The following is a 15503-nucleotide window of genomic DNA, read 5'->3' as shown; positions in this document are numbered from 1 at the left end:
TCTTGCCCTCAGAGATGCCGCGTCTCGGCCGGCGGATTCATCCAGTTGTCGGCGCGGCCGTCGCACCAGCGCAGCGGTGCGTCGATCAATTCCTGCGGTTCGACATCGTCGAGGCAGGCCAGGTTGACCGAGACGTAGTCGCCGCCGATCTGCTCCACGTAGCCGCGCCCGAACGCGCGCACGCCGCAATGGCGGCAGAACAGGTGGTGCGCGCTCAGCGTGCCGAACTGGTAGTCGGACAGCGCATCCTCGCCGCCGAGCAGGCGGAAGTCCTGCGGCTTGATGGTAATGCCCCACCAGTGCGTCTTGGTGCAGATCGAGCAGTTGCAGCGGCCGGTGCCGGCGGCAAGGTCGAGGTCGGCCTCGTAACGCACCGTGCCGCAGTGGCAGCTGCCGTGGTAGGTCTTCTTCATGGTTTGTCCCTCGTCGGCGAGACGATGTGGCGCAGGCCAGTCAATGCCGCCAGCAGCATGCGCTGGCGCCTGGCGGCGCGCCTGCGTGCGGTGGGCGACGGCAAGCGGTATTGCCCGTCGAGCAACAGGCCCTGCAGGTAGAGTGGACGGTAGGCCTTCAGCACCCTGTCGATGGCGGATTTCTTTGTCATGGCGTGGGCCCTATTTGAACGTGCGGCCATGGGTGGCCGCGGTTGGACTCGCGGGATGGGCTGCTTCCCCGCATGAACACCCGATCGAGGCCGTGCTCGCGGACGGGTGCATTCATGCCGCCGCCGCGGTGGCGCCCGCCAGCCACGGCGGCGGCAGGGCATGCTTGTACAGACGGAACCAGTGCTCGCGGTCGCTGGCGTTGTAGAGGTCCAGCGTGCGGATCACCTCGCGCGCGAACTCCACGCTGCCGAACTGGCTGGCGGTGAGCGTGCCACCGTCGCTGACCGCGAGCACCGAGCCGTCGTACTGCTCGGCGCCGCGGTAGTCGGGCACGTGCGTGTCGATGTGGCCGGCGTGGTTGCCGGTGTGCCGGCAGTGGTCGAGCAGGCCGGCACGGGCCAGCGCCAGCACGCCGCCGTCGATGCCGGCCACCGGCGCGCCGGCGGCATGCACGCGGCGTGCGGCGGCCACCGCGGCCAGGCCTTCGCCGCGCGCCCACAGGTGGCCGCCGGGCAGGATCAGCAGCGCCGCGCGGGCCAGGTCGAGCTGGGCCAGGCTCAGCTCGGGCTGCACCGTGAGGCCGCCCATCGACAGCACCGGCGCCATCGAGAAGCCCACCGCCTGCACCCGCCAGTCGCCGGGACGGCGGATCTCGCACAAGGCCAGTGCGGCCTGCCAGTCGGCGTAGCCGTCGAAGACGAGGAAATAAACCGTGTCGCGCATGTCGTTCCTCCCTTGTTGGAGGTGCAGCATGCGCACCCCCTGCTGCCATCGTGATGTCAGCAGTCGGGCTGGCGCAGTTCAGGTGGAGCCGGGACAATGGCGGCCATTTCCCGCCACGGACCCGCCATGAAGCCCGTTTCGCTGATCCAGTTCCTGATCGAGGAACGCCGCGCCGGCCACATCAACGCCGAGCTGTCCCTGCTGATCGAGGTGGTGGCGCGCGCCTGCAAGCGCATCGCGGTGGCGGTGAACAAGGGCGCGCTGGGCGGCGTGCTGGGCAACGCCGGCACCGACAACGTGCAGGGCGAGGCGCAGAAGAAGCTGGACGTGATCTCCAACGAGATCCTGCTGGAGGCGAACGCCTGGGGCGGCCACCTGGCCGCCTGCGCCTCGGAGGAAATGGAAGACCCGCAGCCGATCCCGGACATGTACCCCAAGGGCCAGCACCTGCTGCTGTTCGATCCGCTGGACGGCAGCTCGAACATCGACGTGAACGTGTCGGTGGGCACGATCTTCTCGGTGCTGCGCTGCCCGGACGACGTGGTCGAGCCGAAGGCCGAGCATTTCCTGCAGCCGGGCACCACCCAGCTCGCCGCCGGCTACGTGGTGTACGGCCCGGCCACCGTGCTGGTGCTGACCTTCGGCCACGGCACGCACGAGTTCACGCTGGACCGCGAGGTGGGCAGCTTCGTGCTGAGCCGGCGCGACATCCGCATCCCGGAAGCCACCGCCGAGTTCGCCATCAACATGTCGAACCAGCGCCACTGGGAAGCGCCGATGCAGCGCTACATCGGCGAGCTGCTGGCCGGCACGGACGGCCCGCGCGGCAAGGACTTCAACATGCGCTGGGTGGCCTCGATGGTGGCCGACGTGCACCGCATCCTCACCCGTGGCGGCGTGTTCTATTACCCGCTGGACGCCAGGATCATCGCCAAGGGCGGCAGCGGCAAGCTGCGCCTGATGTACGAGGCCAACCCGATGGCCTTCATCGTGGAGCAGGCGGGCGGCGCGGCCAGCACGGGGCGCGAGCGCATTCTCGACCTGCAGCCAACGGCGTTGCACCAGCGCGTGCCGGTGTTCCTCGGCTCCAGGCAGGAAATCGAGCTGGCCACGCATTACCACCGCGAAGCGGACGGCGCGCAAGGCTGACGCGCTTCCTCCTCCCCTGCGATACCGGGGAGGAGACAAGCGGGCTGCGCGCCCTTCCTTCCCTTCTCTGTCCTCCCTCATGCGCTTCCACCGCCTGCTTCTGCCCCTGCTCGCCACGCTCGTGCTCGGCGCCTGCACCCACGCGGCCAGGCCCGTTCCGCCGCCGCCGGCACCACCCCCGCCGCCGCCGAAGCCGAGGATCGGCCTCGCGCTGGGCGGGGGAGCGGCGAAGGGCTTCGCGCACATCGGCGTGATCAAGATGCTGGAGGCCAGCGGCATCCATCCCGACGTGGTGGCCGGCACCAGCGCCGGCAGCGTGGTCGGCGCGCTGTATGCCAGCGGCATGGACGCGTTCCAGATGCAGCGGGTCGCATTCGGCCTGGACGAGGCGAAGATCCGCGACGTGCGGCTGTTCTCCGGTGGCCTGGTGCAGGGCAAGGCGCTGCAGGACTACGTGAACCAGCTGGTGAATCAGCAGCCCATCGAGCGCCTGAAGCTGCCGTTCGCCGCGGTGGCCACCGAACTGGAAACCGGCCGCCGCACGGTGTTCGTGCGCGGCAACACCGGCGAGGCGGTGCGCGCCTCCAGCAGCGTCCCCGGCGTGTTCGAGCCGGTGGAAATCCGCGGCAGGCATTACGTCGACGGCGGCGTGGTCAGCCCGATCCCGGTGGACGCCGCACGCCAGCTCGGCGCGGATTTCGTGATCGCGGTGGACATCTCCGCCAAGCCTGACGGCGGCAACCCGCAGGGCATGCTGAACATCGTGGGCCAGTCGATCACCATCATGGGCCGGCAGCTGGCGGCGCAGGAAATCGCGCGCGCCGACGTGGTGATCCGGCCCGACCTCAGCGGCATCGGACCCACCGACTTCGAGCAGAAGGACCTGGCTATCCTCGCCGGCGAGAAGGCCGCGCTGGCGGCGATCCCGGAAATCCGCGCCAAGCTCGCCGCCCGCGCGGCCGTGCAAATCGCCGCGAAACCCTGACGATCCGCACATGGCGCACCCCGCGCTGCGGTTGTAGCGTGACGGTTTCCCCCGCACACGGGTTCGCACCATGTCGAAATCCTCGCACCTGATCGTCTCGCTGGCCCTGCTCGCCACGCCCCTGCTCGTGCAGGCGGCGCCGGACACGCCACCCGCCCGGCCCGCCTCGCATGCCGCGACGCCACTGCCCAAGCTCGCGCGGGTCAAGCGCATCGGCAACGTGGCGCTGTCGCCCGACGGCACGCGCCTGGCCTGGATGCAGCAGGATGGCAAACGGTCCGTGATCGAGCTGGCCGGTGCCGACGGCAGCCACGCGCAGGCGCTGGACGTGGGCGCGAAGCTCGCCGACTGCAGCAAGAGCGATCTCGCCTGGTCGCCGGATTCGCACCGGCTCGCCTTCATCGCCGACTGCAGCCACGACCTCACCAACACGCAAGCGATGCACACGGACGTCTATCTCGCCGACGTCGCCGGCAAGGCCGCGCCGCGCGAAGTGGCGCAACTCGCGGGTTACGCGCGGGCGCTGGCATGGACGGCCAACGGCCAGTCGCTGGGCTTCCTCTACGTGCCCGGCGCCACCCGCCACGCCGCCGCCACCGCGGCGGGCAAGGCGCAGGTGGGCGTGATCGGCGAGGAGCCGGAGGAAATCCAGCGCGTGGCCAGCCTCGACGTGGCCAGCGGCGCGGTGCACACGCTCACGCCGGCCTCGATCTACGCCTACGAATTCGGCTGGTCGGCGGACGGTTCGCGCATCGCCTACACCGCCGCGCCGGCGCCGGGCGACAACAACTGGTGGGTGGCCAAGCTTTACGTGCAGGAGGCGAAGGAAGGCGCCGCGCCGCGCGTGGTCGTCGATCCGTCCACCGTCGCCGGCTCGCTGCACGGCCTGCAGATCGCGCTGCCGCGCTGGTCGCCGGACGGTTCGCGCATCGCCTTCATCGGCGGACTGATGAGCGACCAGGGCTCCACCGGCGGCGACATCTACAGCGTGTCGCCCGCCGGCGGCGCACCGGCCAATCTCACGCCCGGCACCAAGGTGACGCCGGAATGGTTCGCCTGGGCCGGCAACAACGCGCTGACGGTGAGCCAGAACGCCAAGGGCAAGGAGCAGCTGGCCCGGTACGACATCCAGGGCGACAAGGCCACGGCGCAGGCGCCGTACTTCACCGTGTCCGCGTCGATCGGCTCCGGCGGCGCGGCGCTCGCGGTGTCGCTGTCCGCCGACCACAGGCGCGTGGCCTTCCAGCAGAGCTCGTTCGAGCAGGCCCCCGAAGTGCATGCCGGCGTGCTGGGCAGCACGCCGCCGCCCGCGGTCACCGCGCTCAACGCCGCGCTGAAGCCGGAGTGGGGCAAGGCGGTCTCGGTGGAGTGGAAGAACGAGGGCCGCGACGTGCAGGGCTGGCTGCTCTACCCGGCCCACTACGACCCGCACAAGACCTATCCGATGATCGTCAGCGTGCACGGCGGCCCGGCCGCGGCCGTCACCTCGCGCTGGCCCGGCATGGGCGCGATGTATGCCGCCGAAGGCTATTTCCAGTTCATGCCCAACCCGCGCGGCAGCTTCGGCCAGGGCGAAGCCTTCGTGCAGGCCAACCGCAAGGACTTCGGCTACGGCGACCTGCGTGACGTGCTCGCCGGCATCGACGCGGTGGAGAAGATGGCGCCGGTGGACGACCACCGCCTCGGCCTCACCGGCTGGAGCTACGGCGGCTTCATGAGCATGTTCGCGCCCACCCAGACCCAGCGCTTCCGCGCCGTGGTCGCCGGCGCCGGCATCTCCGACTGGCAGAGCTACTACGGCGAAAACCAGATCGACCAGTGGATGATCCCCTACTTCGGCGCCAGCCTGTACGACGACCCGGCGGCGTACGCGAAGAGTTCCGCGCTCAGCTTCATCAAGCAGGCGAAGACGCCGACCCTGATCATCGTGGGCGACCGCGACGAGGAATGCCCGGCACCGCAGTCCTTCGAGTTCTGGCACGCGCTGAAGACCCTGGGCGTGCCGACGCAACTCGTGGTCTATCAGGACGAAGGCCACCACTTCGAAAACCCGGAACACACCCGCGACGTGCAGCAGCGCTCGCTGGCGTGGTTCGCGAAATACCTGCCGGCGTCGAAGTGAGGACGCCTTGGCCGGCCTTCCCTGCGCGGGAGGCCGGCCACGCCCGGACAATCTATTCACCGTGAATGATACTTTGCATACAAGTCATTGACTTTCTTGATATTTGACTTGATGTATCTATTCAAGTATCTATTCATGCATGGCCAGCCAAGCCACCCCGATCGAGCGCCTGCTTGACGCCTTGCGCCTGCGCAAGGTGGCCAGCGCGCGTGAGCTGGGCGAGGCGCTGGGCGCCAGCCAGCCCAGCATTTCCCGTGCGCTGGCCGCGGCCGGTGCACGGGTGGTGCGCATCGGCCAGGCGCGGCGCAGCCGCTACGCCGCCGTACGCGAGGTGCGCGGGCTGGGTACGCACTGGCCGCTGTACCGCATCGACGAACACGGCCGCCCGCACGATTTCGGCCAACTGACTGCCCTGCACGGCGATGGCTGTCTGATCGCCGCGGCAGCGGCGCCCGACTGGCTGCGGGACGAATTCGCCGACGGCCTGTTCCCCGGCCTGCCCTGGTTTCTCGACGACCAGCGTCCGCAGGGTTTCCTCGGCCGCCAGTTCGGCCAGCGTTGGGCGCGCGAACTGGGCCTGCCTTCCGACATCCCGCGCTGGAACACGGACGCCGTGCTCGCCGCCCTGCTGCTGCAGGGCGATGATGGTCCGGGCGACTTCGTGCTGGGCGACACGGCGTTGGAACACGCCCTGCGCGCGGATGCGGAAGCGATCCCCGCCGGTGCGCGCGCGCAACGCTATGCGGCGTTGGCGCAAGCCGCGCTGGCCGGCGAGCTGGCCGGCTCCTCGGCTGCCGGCGAGCAGCCGAAGTTCACCACCTGCGTGCGCGACGCCGACGACAGCATGCGCCACGTCATCGTGAAGTTCAGCGAGCCGGTGGACGGCCACGCCGGCGCACGCCGCTGGGCCGACCTGCTGGCCTGCGAACATCTGGCCAGCGCCTTGCTGACCGAACATGGCCACGCCAGCGCGCACACCGAACTGCTGTGGTCGCAAGGCCGCCTGTGCCTGGAAACCAGTCGCTTCGACCGCATCGGCGCGCACGGCCGATGCGGCTTCGTCACCCTGGCCGCCTGGAGCGACGCCCACGACGGCGAGCGCGACGACTGGGCCGGTGCGGCGCAACGCATGCGGCAAACCGGCTGGATAACCGATGCGGCATGGGAACAGGTGCGCCTGCGCTGGTGGTTCGGTCGCCTGATCGGCAACACCGACATGCACTTCGGCAACCTCGGCTTCTTCCTCCGCGACGCGCTGCCGCTGGTGCTCGCACCCAGTTACGACATGCTGCCCATGCTCTACCGACCCGCCGCCAACGGCGCCGTGGTGGAACGCGTGTTCGAGCCGCCACCGCCCACGCCCGCCGCGTTGCCGTACTGGCGCCAGGCTGCGGCCTGGGCCGAGCTCTACTGGCAACGCGTGGCGCAACACCCCGACATCAGCGACGCATTCCGCCGCCTCGCCGATACCAACCACGGCGTGCTCGGCCGGCTCCGCCAGCGTTTCGACACGGGCGCCGCGTGAACCCGGCCTGTTCGGCTTCGACGGCCCCCCGCCGCGCGCGAAACCATCGGTGATTTCATGCGCCATGCGGCGACACGCACGAGGACAAAGCGATGCTGGCGCTGGCCCAGCGCAAGTACCACCCATGACAGGAAATCGCGTGAGCCCTTGATCGCGGCAGCGGTTCATCCCTTCTTCCGCGCACTCTCCCGCATCTTCCGCTTGGCCACGGCTGCATCGAGGAACCGGCCGATCGTCTCCCTGGCAACAGGCCATGCGCCAAGATCGACTTCCGAGGTCATTTGCGCATCCACACAGGATTCGGCCGCGCCGAACTCGGCAGCCTCGGCGGTCGTGAGAATCGAATACGCACACACGCGGCGTTCCGGCCGACGCCGCAACCGGATGCGTGCGGCAACACCCTGCAGGATGCCCGTGGTCGAGCGACGAAGGGGACGCGAGGCTCGAAGTAGCCTGACATGGGGATGAGGCTGGCTGCCAAGCCATGCTCTTCGGCATGCGCACAACAACACAAGCCTCCAGCCACCGTTCTTCCTCGTTCGGTTGGCTTGCGGATGCATGCCCGTCGTCGGCCGTGGCCTGAATCATCGGCGAGAAGTCCGCGGCGTTTGCCACGCGTCCATTCAGGACTCTCTTCCACAAATAACCCCTGACATTCACGTCGATCCGACTCCACGGCACCAGCTCGATTCCGGCCGCCGCATAGTCGCCTCTGGCCTTGGCTGCTGCATGGTTTTCCGCCCTGGTCACGATATGGACTTGCTCGCACTCGATCAGCAGCGCAATGAAATCCTCCGCATTGCTCCCGCCCTTCAAGTGCTCGGAAACCATCCGGGTCAATCGCCGCTGGATACCCTCGTAATGTTCAAGCACCAGCGCTTGCCCGGGATCGCGCAGAGCCTGGGCAGACACCATGCCGGTAAATCGCCGGAGCTGGCGCTTCAGTTTCTCCGCACGGGCGTGCGTGTACCAGGCGCGCGCCACCGACGGCTGCACGCCTTTGCGCCGGGCAAGCCACATGATTTCCTCGTAACAGGATGCAAGCGCTTCCCGCAGCGACGCATCGACAGCAAATGCTTCCGTGGCCGCATCCAATTGGGATCTCCCGTTCAAGCCGTCCATTCGTGCGTATTGTGCCGGGCGAGTCGCAAGGTGTTCAGAACAACTCTCCCTGCGGTGACGGCTTGCGCGGCGGCGCGAAGCGCGTGCAATCGAGCCGCAGCTCGCGCGCCCGGCCGAAGCCGTGCCGGCGGCAGCCCACCTCGAAGCGCTTGCGCAGCAGCTCGGCGAACACGCCCTGGCCGCGCATGCGGGTGCGGAAGTCGCTGTCGTAGTCGCGGCCGCCGTTCATCTGGCGCACCAGGCTCATCACGTGCCCGGCGCGCTGCGGCGCATGCAGCGCCAGCCATTCGCGGAACAGCGCCTTCAGCTCCCACGGCAGGCGCAGCACGGTGTAGCCGGCACAGCGCGCGCCGGCTTCGTGCGCGCGTTCGAGCACGGCCTCCATGTACATGTCGTTGAGCGCGGGGATGATCGGCGCCACCAGCACGCCCACCGGCACGCCGGCCGCGGCCAGCGCGGCGATGGCCTTGAGGCGGCGGTGCGGCGCGCTGGCGCGCGGTTCCAGTTTCGCGGCGAGGTGGTTGTCCAGCGAATTCACCGAGACGAACACCTGCACCAGCTTTTCGCGCGCCATCGCGGCGAGCAGGTCGAGGTCGCGCTCCACCAGCGCGTTCTTGGTGACGATCGTGCACGGGTGATGGCATTCGGCCAGCACCTCCAGCGCGGCGCGGGTGAGCCGCCATTTTTTCTCGATCGGCTGGTAAGGATCGGTGTTGCTGCCGATGTTGATCGGCTTCGGCACGTAGCCGGGTTTCGCCAGTTCGGCGCGCAGCACGTCGGCAAGGTTGCCCTTGGCGCGGATCTTCGTTTCGAAGTCCAGCCCGGGCGAGAGGTTGAGATAGCTGTGGCTGGGCCGCGCGAAGCAGTAGACGCAGCCGTGCTCGCAACCGCGGAACGGGTTCAGCGCCTGCTCGAAGGCGATGTCGGGCGAATCGTTGCGGGTGATGACGCTGCGCGCGCGCTCCTCGGTGACCTCGGTGCGCGGCCGCGGTGCGGCCTCGTCCAGCAACGCGCTTTGCCAGCCGTCGTCCTCCGCGTGATGGCGGATGGTTTCGAAGCGCCCTTCCGGATTGGAGGCGGCGCCGCGGCCCTTGATGGCCGTTGGCGGCGTGTCGCGGAATTCCATCGGTGCAGTGTGCGCCCGCCATGTCTCAGCACGGGCGACACCCCGCCGCGGCCGCAGCCGCGATGTGCCCGTCGTCACGCGGCGCGCGGCGCACCCACCGGCAGCACCGTGCGCTGCTGGTTGTCGTTGACGATCTCGGCGGCGGACAGGTAAAACGCCAGCGCCGCCGTGAGCAGGCCCATGTAGCCGCCCGCCTGGTGCAGGCCGGCGATGCCGGTCCACTCGCCTGCCGCGAGCAGGAAGAAGGTGATCCACAGCGCGAGGAAGATCAGCTGCAGCGCGCGCGGCGCACGGAACGTGCCCAGCCACATGTAGAACGTGAACACGCCCCACAGGAACAGGTACCAGCCGACGAAGGCGGCGGGCACCTTGTCGTGCAGGAACAGCACGAACAGCGCGAACGACCACCAGAACGCGCCGTAGCTGAGGAAGGCGGTGGCGCCGAAGGTGTTGCCGCGCGGCAACTCCATCACGCCGGCGATGGCCTGCGCGGTGCCGCCGTAGGCCATGGCGCAGGCCAGCACCATGCCCATCGCCTCGCCGCCAAACCAGCCGGCGTTGATCATGCTGAGCAGCCAGGTGGTCAGCGCGAAGCCGGCCAGGCCCAGCGGTGCAGGATTGGAAAACTTCGCTTGCGTGCTCGCGTCGCTCATCGTGGCGTTCCCCAGGTGGTCGGATGGCGATGCCGGATGCCGTGTCCAGCGCGCGCGGCGGGCCATCCACGCACCGCGCACCGGCTCGTGTCGCCGCGGGCGTACCCGCCGGCGTGAAACGGAACGCGGCGGGCGGCACCCTTGGGACCGCCGCCGTTTGTCAGAAGTGGTACAGCGCGCTCACGCTGACCTGGTTGCCGCTGCTGGTCCTGGTGTTGGTGCCGTTGCTCGTGCTGTCGAGCCAGCCGTACAGCCACTCGAGGCCGAGCTCGTAGTTGCCGGCCGCGTAGTCCAGGTTCAACCCGGTCTGGCGGCCGCGCAGCAGGCCGGTGGAACCGTTGCCCATCCAGCGGACCACGTCGTCCCTGTTGAGCTTGCTGGTCGCGTAGAGCGCATTGAGGCTCCAGTTCGGCGTGAAGTTGTAGCCGGCCTGCAGGTAGCCGCCGGTGTCCTTGATGTCGCCGAACTGCGACAGGTCGCCGAACACCTCGCCGAGGCCCTTGCCGGTGTAGGCATTGGCCCGGAACACCCACGGGCCGGGCTTCCACTGGCCGCCCAGCTCGTAGCCCACGCTCTTCACGCTGGACTGCACCGGCGTCGGCGCGGTGCCGCCCACGCCCCGCAGGTCCACCTCGCTGTAGTGCGCCACCGCGTAGGCCAGCCAGTTCCCGCCCTGCGCGTGCAGGCGCGCTTCCAGCTGCGGGCGGAAGCCGGCGTTGCCGGCGGTCAGGTAGTTGGTGTTGTTGACCGCACCGTCCGGCCCGTTCCAGGAACCCTCGAACGCGCCCAGGTCCAGCCGCCACTTCACGCCATCGCTGCCGTGGTTGAGATCCTGCATCCACACCACGCCGGGGAAGCGCCAGCCGATCATGCCGGTGCCGAAGCCCAGCGGGAACGCGATGTGCGACAGCGAGGCGGTCACGTTGTCGAGCGGGAACAGCAGCTCCCACTGCTGGCCGATGCGTATCGTGCTGCCGGTGTCCGGATTGGTCAGCTCCATGTAGGCCTGGCGCAGGCGCGGCGTGGGCTGCTGCTGGCTGTAGGCGCCGGTGCCGTTGTAGCCGCCGAAGAAATCCATCTCGATGCGGCCGCCACCGATCCAGTCGCCCGTCAGCCTGGCACCGCTGAAGTCGAGCCAGAAGCGCGTGTTGCGCACGTCCACGCCGCTGAGCGAGCCGTTGGAGCCGCCGGCCACCGGATACTCCGCATTCTGGCCGTTGCCGTAGGCGAAGCTCTTGTTCTGGCTGAAGGCGCTGGCGCTGATGAAGCCGTGCAGCGCCACCGACACGCCCGGCGCGCTGGTGAACACCGGCCTGGACGAGCTGGCCGGCGCGGCGGCGACATTCCGCGCCGGCGCGGCCGGCGCGGGCGGGCTGGCCGCCTGCTGCTTCTGCGCCTGGATCATCTGCTTGAGCTGGGCCAGCTCCTGCTCCAGCTGGTCCACCCGCTGCTCCAGCTGCTGCTCGCGCGCGCTGGTGGTGGCCGCGTTCGTGGCCGGCGGCGTGCCGGTCTGGGCCTGCGCCGCCCACGGCAGCACCAACGCGCAGGCAACGCCCAGCGCCAGTGGCCGGCGGCAGCGACGGATAAGTGTCGGGCTCATGAAGGACATCCCCAAGATGACAGTGGGACGAGCATGCTCATGCCCGCGCGCGCATGACTATTCCCCGATGGTCGTACCTCGACCAAAGTCGATGCGCGGGGCTCCTCGCCGCCGCGGCGACGCCGCTACACTCGAAAGCCTGTCCATGCCTTTCGCACACGGCGCCACGCCCGCCTCGTCCCACCCTCGTCAGCAGGAGACCCGCATGTCCACGATCCATCCCGTCGACCCCGCGTTCGCCGCCAGGGCGCGCATCCGCAAGGACGATTACGAGCGGCTGTACGCCGAGTCGGTGCAGGACCCCGAAGGCTTCTGGGCCAAGGTGGGCGAGCGGCTGGACTGGGCGAAGAAGCCCACGAAGATCAAGGACGTCTCCTTCGACCCGAAGAACCTGCACATCCGCTGGTACGAGGACGGCACGCTCAACGTGGCGGCGAACTGCCTCGACCGGCACCTGAAGGAACGCGGCGACAAGGTGGCGATCATCTTCGAGGGCGACGACCCGGACGAATCGCGCAAGCTGACCTACCGCGAGCTGCACGCCGAGGTGTGCAAGTTCGCCAACACGCTGAAGCACCTCGGCGTGGCCAAGGGCGACCGCGTGGCGATCTACCTGCCGATGATCCCCGAGGCCGCGGTGGCGATGCTGGCCTGCGCGCGCATCGGCGCGATCCACTCCGTGGTGTTCGGCGGCTTCTCGCCCGACTCGCTGGCCGGGCGCATCGCCGACTCGCAGTGCAAGCTGGTGGTGACCGCCGACGAGGGCGTGCGCGGCGGCAAGAAGATCCCGCTCAAGGTCAACGTGGACGAGGCGCTCAAGCGCCCCGGCACGAACAGCGTGGAAACCGTGGTGGTGGTGCGTCGCACCGGCAGCGCGGTGCCGATGCAATCACCGCGCGACCGCTACTGGCACAACCTGATGGACGGCCAGAGCGCCGACTGCCCGGCCGAGCCGATGGAAGCCGAGCACCCGCTGTTCATCCTCTACACCTCCGGCTCCACCGGCAAGCCGAAGGGCGTGCTGCACACCAGCGCCGGCTACCTCGTCTACACCAGCTACACCCACGAATGCGTGTTCGACCTGCGCGAGGACGACGTGTACTGGTGCACCGCCGACGTGGGCTGGGTCACCGGCCACAGCTACGTGGTGTACGGCCCGCTGGCGAACGGCGCCACCACGGTGATGTTCGACGGCGTGCCGAACCATCCCGACTTCAGCCGCTTCTGGCAGGTGGTGGACAAGCACAAGGTGTCGCTGTTCTACACCGCGCCCACCGCGATCCGCGCGCTGATGCGCGAGGGCGAGGCGCCGGTGAAGAAGACCTCGCGCGCCTCGCTGCGCGTGCTGGGCACGGTGGGCGAGCCGATCAACCCCGAGGCATGGGAGTGGTATCACCGCGTGGTGGGCGAGAGCCGCCTGCCGATCGTGGACACCTGGTGGCAGACCGAGACCGGCGGCATCCTGATCACCCCGCTGCCCGGCGCCATCGCCACCAAGCCCGGCTCCGCCACCAAGCCGTTCTTCGGCATCAAGCCCGCCATCGTCGACGCCAACGGCGAGGTGCAGGAAGGCGCCTGCGAGGGCAACCTGCTGCTCACCGACTCCTGGCCCGGCCAGATGCGCACCGTGTACGGCGACCACCAGCGCTTCATCGAGACCTATTTCAGCGCCTATCCCGGCAACTACTTCACCGGCGACGGCGCGCGCCGCGACGAGGACGGCTACTACTGGATCACCGGCCGCGTCGACGACGTGATCAACGTCAGCGGCCACCGCATCGGCACCGCCGAGGTGGAAAGCGCGCTGGTGGCGCACCCCAAGGTGGCCGAGGCCGCCGTGGTGGGCTGCCCGCACGAGATCAAGGGCCAGGGCATCTACGCCTACGTCACGCTGATCGCCGGCGAAAGCGGCAGCGACGAACTGAAGAAGGAACTGGTGGCCTGGGTGCGCAAGGAGATCGGCCCGATCGCCACGCCCGACTACATCCAGTGGGCGCCCAGCCTGCCCAAGACGCGCTCGGGCAAGATCATGCGCCGCATCCTGCGCAAGATCGGCGAGAACCAGCCCGACCAGCTCGGCGACATCTCCACCCTCGCCGATCCCGGCGTGGTGAAGAGCCTGGTCGAGGAACGATTGATCAAATGACCCACTCGTAGGAGCTTCAGCCGCGATAGCTCTTCCGTAACGAGCAAAAGCATCGCGGCTGAAGCCGCTCCTACCGGGTTGATCGAAGCTCCCCCATGCCCGACATCCTGATCGCCGACGACCACCCGCTGTTCCGCGATGCGCTGCAGCGCGCGGTGCTCGCCGCGCTGCCGCAGGCGCAGGTGCGCAGCGCCGAGAGCGTGCATGGCCTGTACACGCTCATCGAGCAACACCCCGATGCCGACCTGCTGCTGCTCGACTTGCACATGCCCGGCGCGCGCGGCTACTCCGCGCTGGCGCACATCCGCGGCCAATACCCCGGCCTGCCGATCATCGTGGTCTCGGGCCACGAGGAGGCCCAGGTCGCGCGCCGCGCGCTCGCCCACGGCGCCGCCGCCTACATCCCCAAGTCCACCGCCGGCGAGGACATCGTCCGCGCGATCCGCGCCGTGCTCGACGGCGACGTGTGGCTGCCGCCGCAACTCGTCGGCGGCCGCGCCGAACTCAAGCCCGACGAGGCCGACATCGCCGCCCGCGTCGCCGCGCTCACGCCGCAGCAGTTCCGCGTGCTCACCATGATCGCCGAAGGCCTGCTCAACAAGCAGATCGCCTGGGAACTCGGCGTCTCCGAAGCCACCGTCAAGGCGCACATGACCGCGATCATGCGCAAGCTCGGCGTCAACAACCGCACCCAGGTCGCCCTCGCCGCCAGCCAGCTCGCCGTCGAACCCGGCGCAATGCAGCCGCTGCCGGAGGACGAGGAAGGGGAGTGAGGCGCGGCCGCGGGATGCATGCAAGCGAACCACGCATCATTACCTGCCATGGCCCCGTGTCCTCGATGGCGCTTGCCGACACCGACAACGGGTGAGAGGATCGGTGCATGCTCGCCCCCGTGGGAAAGGCTGCGAGATTAGCCGGCGGGATTAGACGGCGCGATCAGGGGAACTTGTTGATTCGTATAGGAAGCTTCCGACGGCTTGTGCCCACTTGGCGCGGTTAGGCTGCGGGATTAGGCTTCATTCGACAACCGAATTTAAGTTATGCCCCAAGACACTCTTCTTCCTCCATCGAATATCCCAGACCTGTCTTCGCTACGTGCGCAGACAGAGTGGGCGGCGCTGTTGCGTATGTTTGTAGGTGGTGGGTCATCGGACACGGTCGCGCACGCATTGTTTGTCAACTGTGTTCGTCTACACGATGCGGCAATACTGGAATACGAGCTAGGCCGCCAAGCCATATTAACGTTCCATGGTCGTACACCAGATCAGTTCGGTATCGCCCACATCGCCCAAGCGACTACTCATTTTGAGTGTTGCATCTGGCATTTGGAGCGGTTTATCAAGCACGTGCGTGCTCTACGCTCGCTCAAGTCCGCAGAGATCGAACTTAAAGCAATAATTCCCCGTGACCTGAGCTTTTTTAGCCAGTCCGCAGAAAACCAGATCACACAGTTGAGGCATACGCTGGCTCACTTGGAGGGCGCCGCGCTCCGAGGTGAACTGCCCCAAGGGACCAGTGTTGCTCTCATGCCACTAGAGCGTGGCCTTACCATGTCCAGTCACACCATATCTTGGTCGGACCTTGCTCAATGGCTACGTGACGCCCATGCTTGTATTGAAAAGCTTGTGCGGTTCAAACCGTCACCGCCCGAGGGTGGGGCATAACATTTCCGTAAGAGACTTCCCGTCAACTCCAGCCGCATGACGTTTTTGCCCTGAGCTTTCGGGCCGCTGCTGGTCGTGGTGTT

Annotated in this window: 13 protein-coding genes; 6 read left to right on the top strand and 7 right to left on the bottom strand. The window is 68.3% G+C overall.

The window, feature by feature from the left end; translation table 11 throughout:
- Positions 1-8: 8 nt before the first annotated feature.
- The 3 genes from ABQJ56_RS12995 to ABQJ56_RS12985 all read right to left on the bottom strand — a co-directional run bounded on the left by ABQJ56_RS12995 (position 9) and on the right by ABQJ56_RS12985 (position 1328).
- Entirely contained in the window at positions 9-413 is a 405-nt protein-coding gene (locus ABQJ56_RS12995; protein WP_367845435.1) for a GFA family protein, read from the bottom strand.
- Positions 410-604 carry a hypothetical protein gene (locus ABQJ56_RS12990; protein WP_367845434.1) on the bottom strand — a complete coding sequence of 65 codons (195 nt, stop codon included), beginning with the start codon at positions 602-604 and terminating at the stop codon, positions 410-412. The genes ABQJ56_RS12995 and ABQJ56_RS12990 overlap by 4 nt, the downstream gene beginning before the upstream one ends.
- 112 nt (positions 605-716) lie before the next feature.
- Positions 717-1328, bottom strand: a complete 612-nt coding sequence (locus ABQJ56_RS12985) for a DJ-1/PfpI family protein (protein ID WP_367845433.1) — start codon at positions 1326-1328, stop codon at positions 717-719.
- 126 nt (positions 1329-1454) lie between these two features.
- Here ABQJ56_RS12985 and ABQJ56_RS12980 point away from each other — a divergent pair, with 126 nt between their 5' ends.
- The 4 genes from ABQJ56_RS12980 (at position 1455) to yjjJ (ending at position 7109) form a co-directional block, all read left to right on the top strand.
- Positions 1455-2477 carry a class 1 fructose-bisphosphatase gene (locus tag ABQJ56_RS12980; protein ID WP_367845432.1) on the top strand — a complete coding sequence of 341 codons (1023 nt, stop codon included), beginning with the start codon at positions 1455-1457 and terminating at the stop codon, positions 2475-2477.
- Between the two features lie 79 nt (positions 2478-2556).
- Positions 2557-3462 carry a patatin-like phospholipase family protein gene (locus ABQJ56_RS12975; protein WP_367845431.1) on the top strand — a complete coding sequence of 302 codons (906 nt, stop codon included), beginning with the start codon at positions 2557-2559 and terminating at the stop codon, positions 3460-3462.
- Positions 3463-3532: 70 nt separating this feature from the next.
- Complete coding sequence (locus ABQJ56_RS12970; protein ID WP_367845430.1) at positions 3533-5584, top strand: S9 family peptidase; 2052 nt, start codon at positions 3533-3535, stop codon at positions 5582-5584.
- Positions 5585-5723: 139 nt separating this feature from the next.
- Positions 5724-7109: a type II toxin-antitoxin system HipA family toxin YjjJ gene (gene yjjJ, locus ABQJ56_RS12965; RefSeq protein ID WP_367845428.1), complete on the top strand. Its 1386-nt coding sequence runs from the start codon at positions 5724-5726 to the stop codon at positions 7107-7109.
- Positions 7110-7273: 164 nt separating this feature from the next.
- Here yjjJ and ABQJ56_RS12960 read toward each other — a convergent pair whose 3' ends face one another.
- The 4 genes from ABQJ56_RS12960 to ABQJ56_RS12945 form a co-directional block, all read right to left on the bottom strand.
- Entirely contained in the window at positions 7274-7465 is a 192-nt protein-coding gene (locus ABQJ56_RS12960) for a hypothetical protein (RefSeq protein WP_367845427.1), read from the bottom strand.
- An 800-nt stretch (positions 7466-8265) separates the two neighbouring features.
- Positions 8266-9357 (bottom strand): PA0069 family radical SAM protein, encoded by a 1092-nt coding sequence (locus ABQJ56_RS12955; protein ID WP_367845426.1) that lies wholly within the window; start codon positions 9355-9357, stop codon positions 8266-8268.
- Between the two features lie 74 nt (positions 9358-9431).
- Entirely contained in the window at positions 9432-10010 is a 579-nt protein-coding gene (locus tag ABQJ56_RS12950) for an acetate uptake transporter (protein ID WP_367845425.1), read from the bottom strand.
- 160 nt (positions 10011-10170) lie between these two features.
- Entirely contained in the window at positions 10171-11610 is a 1440-nt protein-coding gene (locus tag ABQJ56_RS12945) for a hypothetical protein (protein WP_437343429.1), read from the bottom strand.
- A 205-nt stretch (positions 11611-11815) separates the two neighbouring features.
- Here ABQJ56_RS12945 and acs point away from each other — a divergent pair, with 205 nt between their 5' ends.
- Both acs and ABQJ56_RS12935 read left to right on the top strand, forming a co-directional pair.
- Positions 11816-13756, top strand: a complete 1941-nt coding sequence (gene acs / locus ABQJ56_RS12940) for an acetate--CoA ligase (protein ID WP_367845423.1) — start codon at positions 11816-11818, stop codon at positions 13754-13756.
- Positions 13757-13851: 95 nt separating this feature from the next.
- The gene (locus tag ABQJ56_RS12935) at positions 13852-14529 is read left to right on the top strand and encodes a response regulator (RefSeq protein WP_367845422.1); all 678 of its coding nucleotides are present in this window, start codon (positions 13852-13854) and stop codon (positions 14527-14529) included.
- Positions 14530-15503 lie beyond the last annotated feature (974 nt).

This window comes from Rhodanobacter geophilus, assembly GCF_040812275.1.
Lineage (GTDB): Bacteria > Pseudomonadota > Gammaproteobacteria > Xanthomonadales > Rhodanobacteraceae > Rhodanobacter_A > Rhodanobacter_A geophilus.
Note: the sequence above shows the minus strand (reverse complement) of the source record. Positions and strands in the feature narration are given on the sequence as shown.

Excerpts from the sequence above, each read along its gene's own strand:
- ABQJ56_RS12995 (WP_367845435.1), bottom strand. The coding sequence starts at position 413 with ATGAAGAAGACCTACCACGGCAGCTGCCACTGCGGCACGGTGCGTTAC.
- acs (WP_367845423.1), top strand. The coding sequence starts at position 11,816 with ATGTCCACGATCCATCCCGTCGACCCCGCGTTCGCCGCCAGGGCGCGC.
- ABQJ56_RS12955 (WP_367845426.1), bottom strand. The coding sequence starts at position 9,357 with ATGGAATTCCGCGACACGCCGCCAACGGCCATCAAGGGCCGCGGCGCC.
- yjjJ (WP_367845428.1), top strand. The coding sequence starts at position 5,724 with ATGGCCAGCCAAGCCACCCCGATCGAGCGCCTGCTTGACGCCTTGCGC.
- ABQJ56_RS12970 (WP_367845430.1), top strand. The coding sequence starts at position 3,533 with ATGTCGAAATCCTCGCACCTGATCGTCTCGCTGGCCCTGCTCGCCACG.
- ABQJ56_RS12980 (WP_367845432.1), top strand. The coding sequence starts at position 1,455 with ATGAAGCCCGTTTCGCTGATCCAGTTCCTGATCGAGGAACGCCGCGCC.
- ABQJ56_RS12950 (WP_367845425.1), bottom strand. The coding sequence starts at position 10,010 with ATGAGCGACGCGAGCACGCAAGCGAAGTTTTCCAATCCTGCACCGCTG.
- ABQJ56_RS12985 (WP_367845433.1), bottom strand. The coding sequence starts at position 1,328 with ATGCGCGACACGGTTTATTTCCTCGTCTTCGACGGCTACGCCGACTGG.
- ABQJ56_RS12990 (WP_367845434.1), bottom strand. The coding sequence starts at position 604 with ATGACAAAGAAATCCGCCATCGACAGGGTGCTGAAGGCCTACCGTCCA.
- ABQJ56_RS12975 (WP_367845431.1), top strand. The coding sequence starts at position 2,557 with ATGCGCTTCCACCGCCTGCTTCTGCCCCTGCTCGCCACGCTCGTGCTC.
- ABQJ56_RS12945 (WP_437343429.1), bottom strand. The coding sequence starts at position 11,610 with ATGAGCCCGACACTTATCCGTCGCTGCCGCCGGCCACTGGCGCTGGGC.
- ABQJ56_RS12935 (WP_367845422.1), top strand. The coding sequence starts at position 13,852 with ATGCCCGACATCCTGATCGCCGACGACCACCCGCTGTTCCGCGATGCG.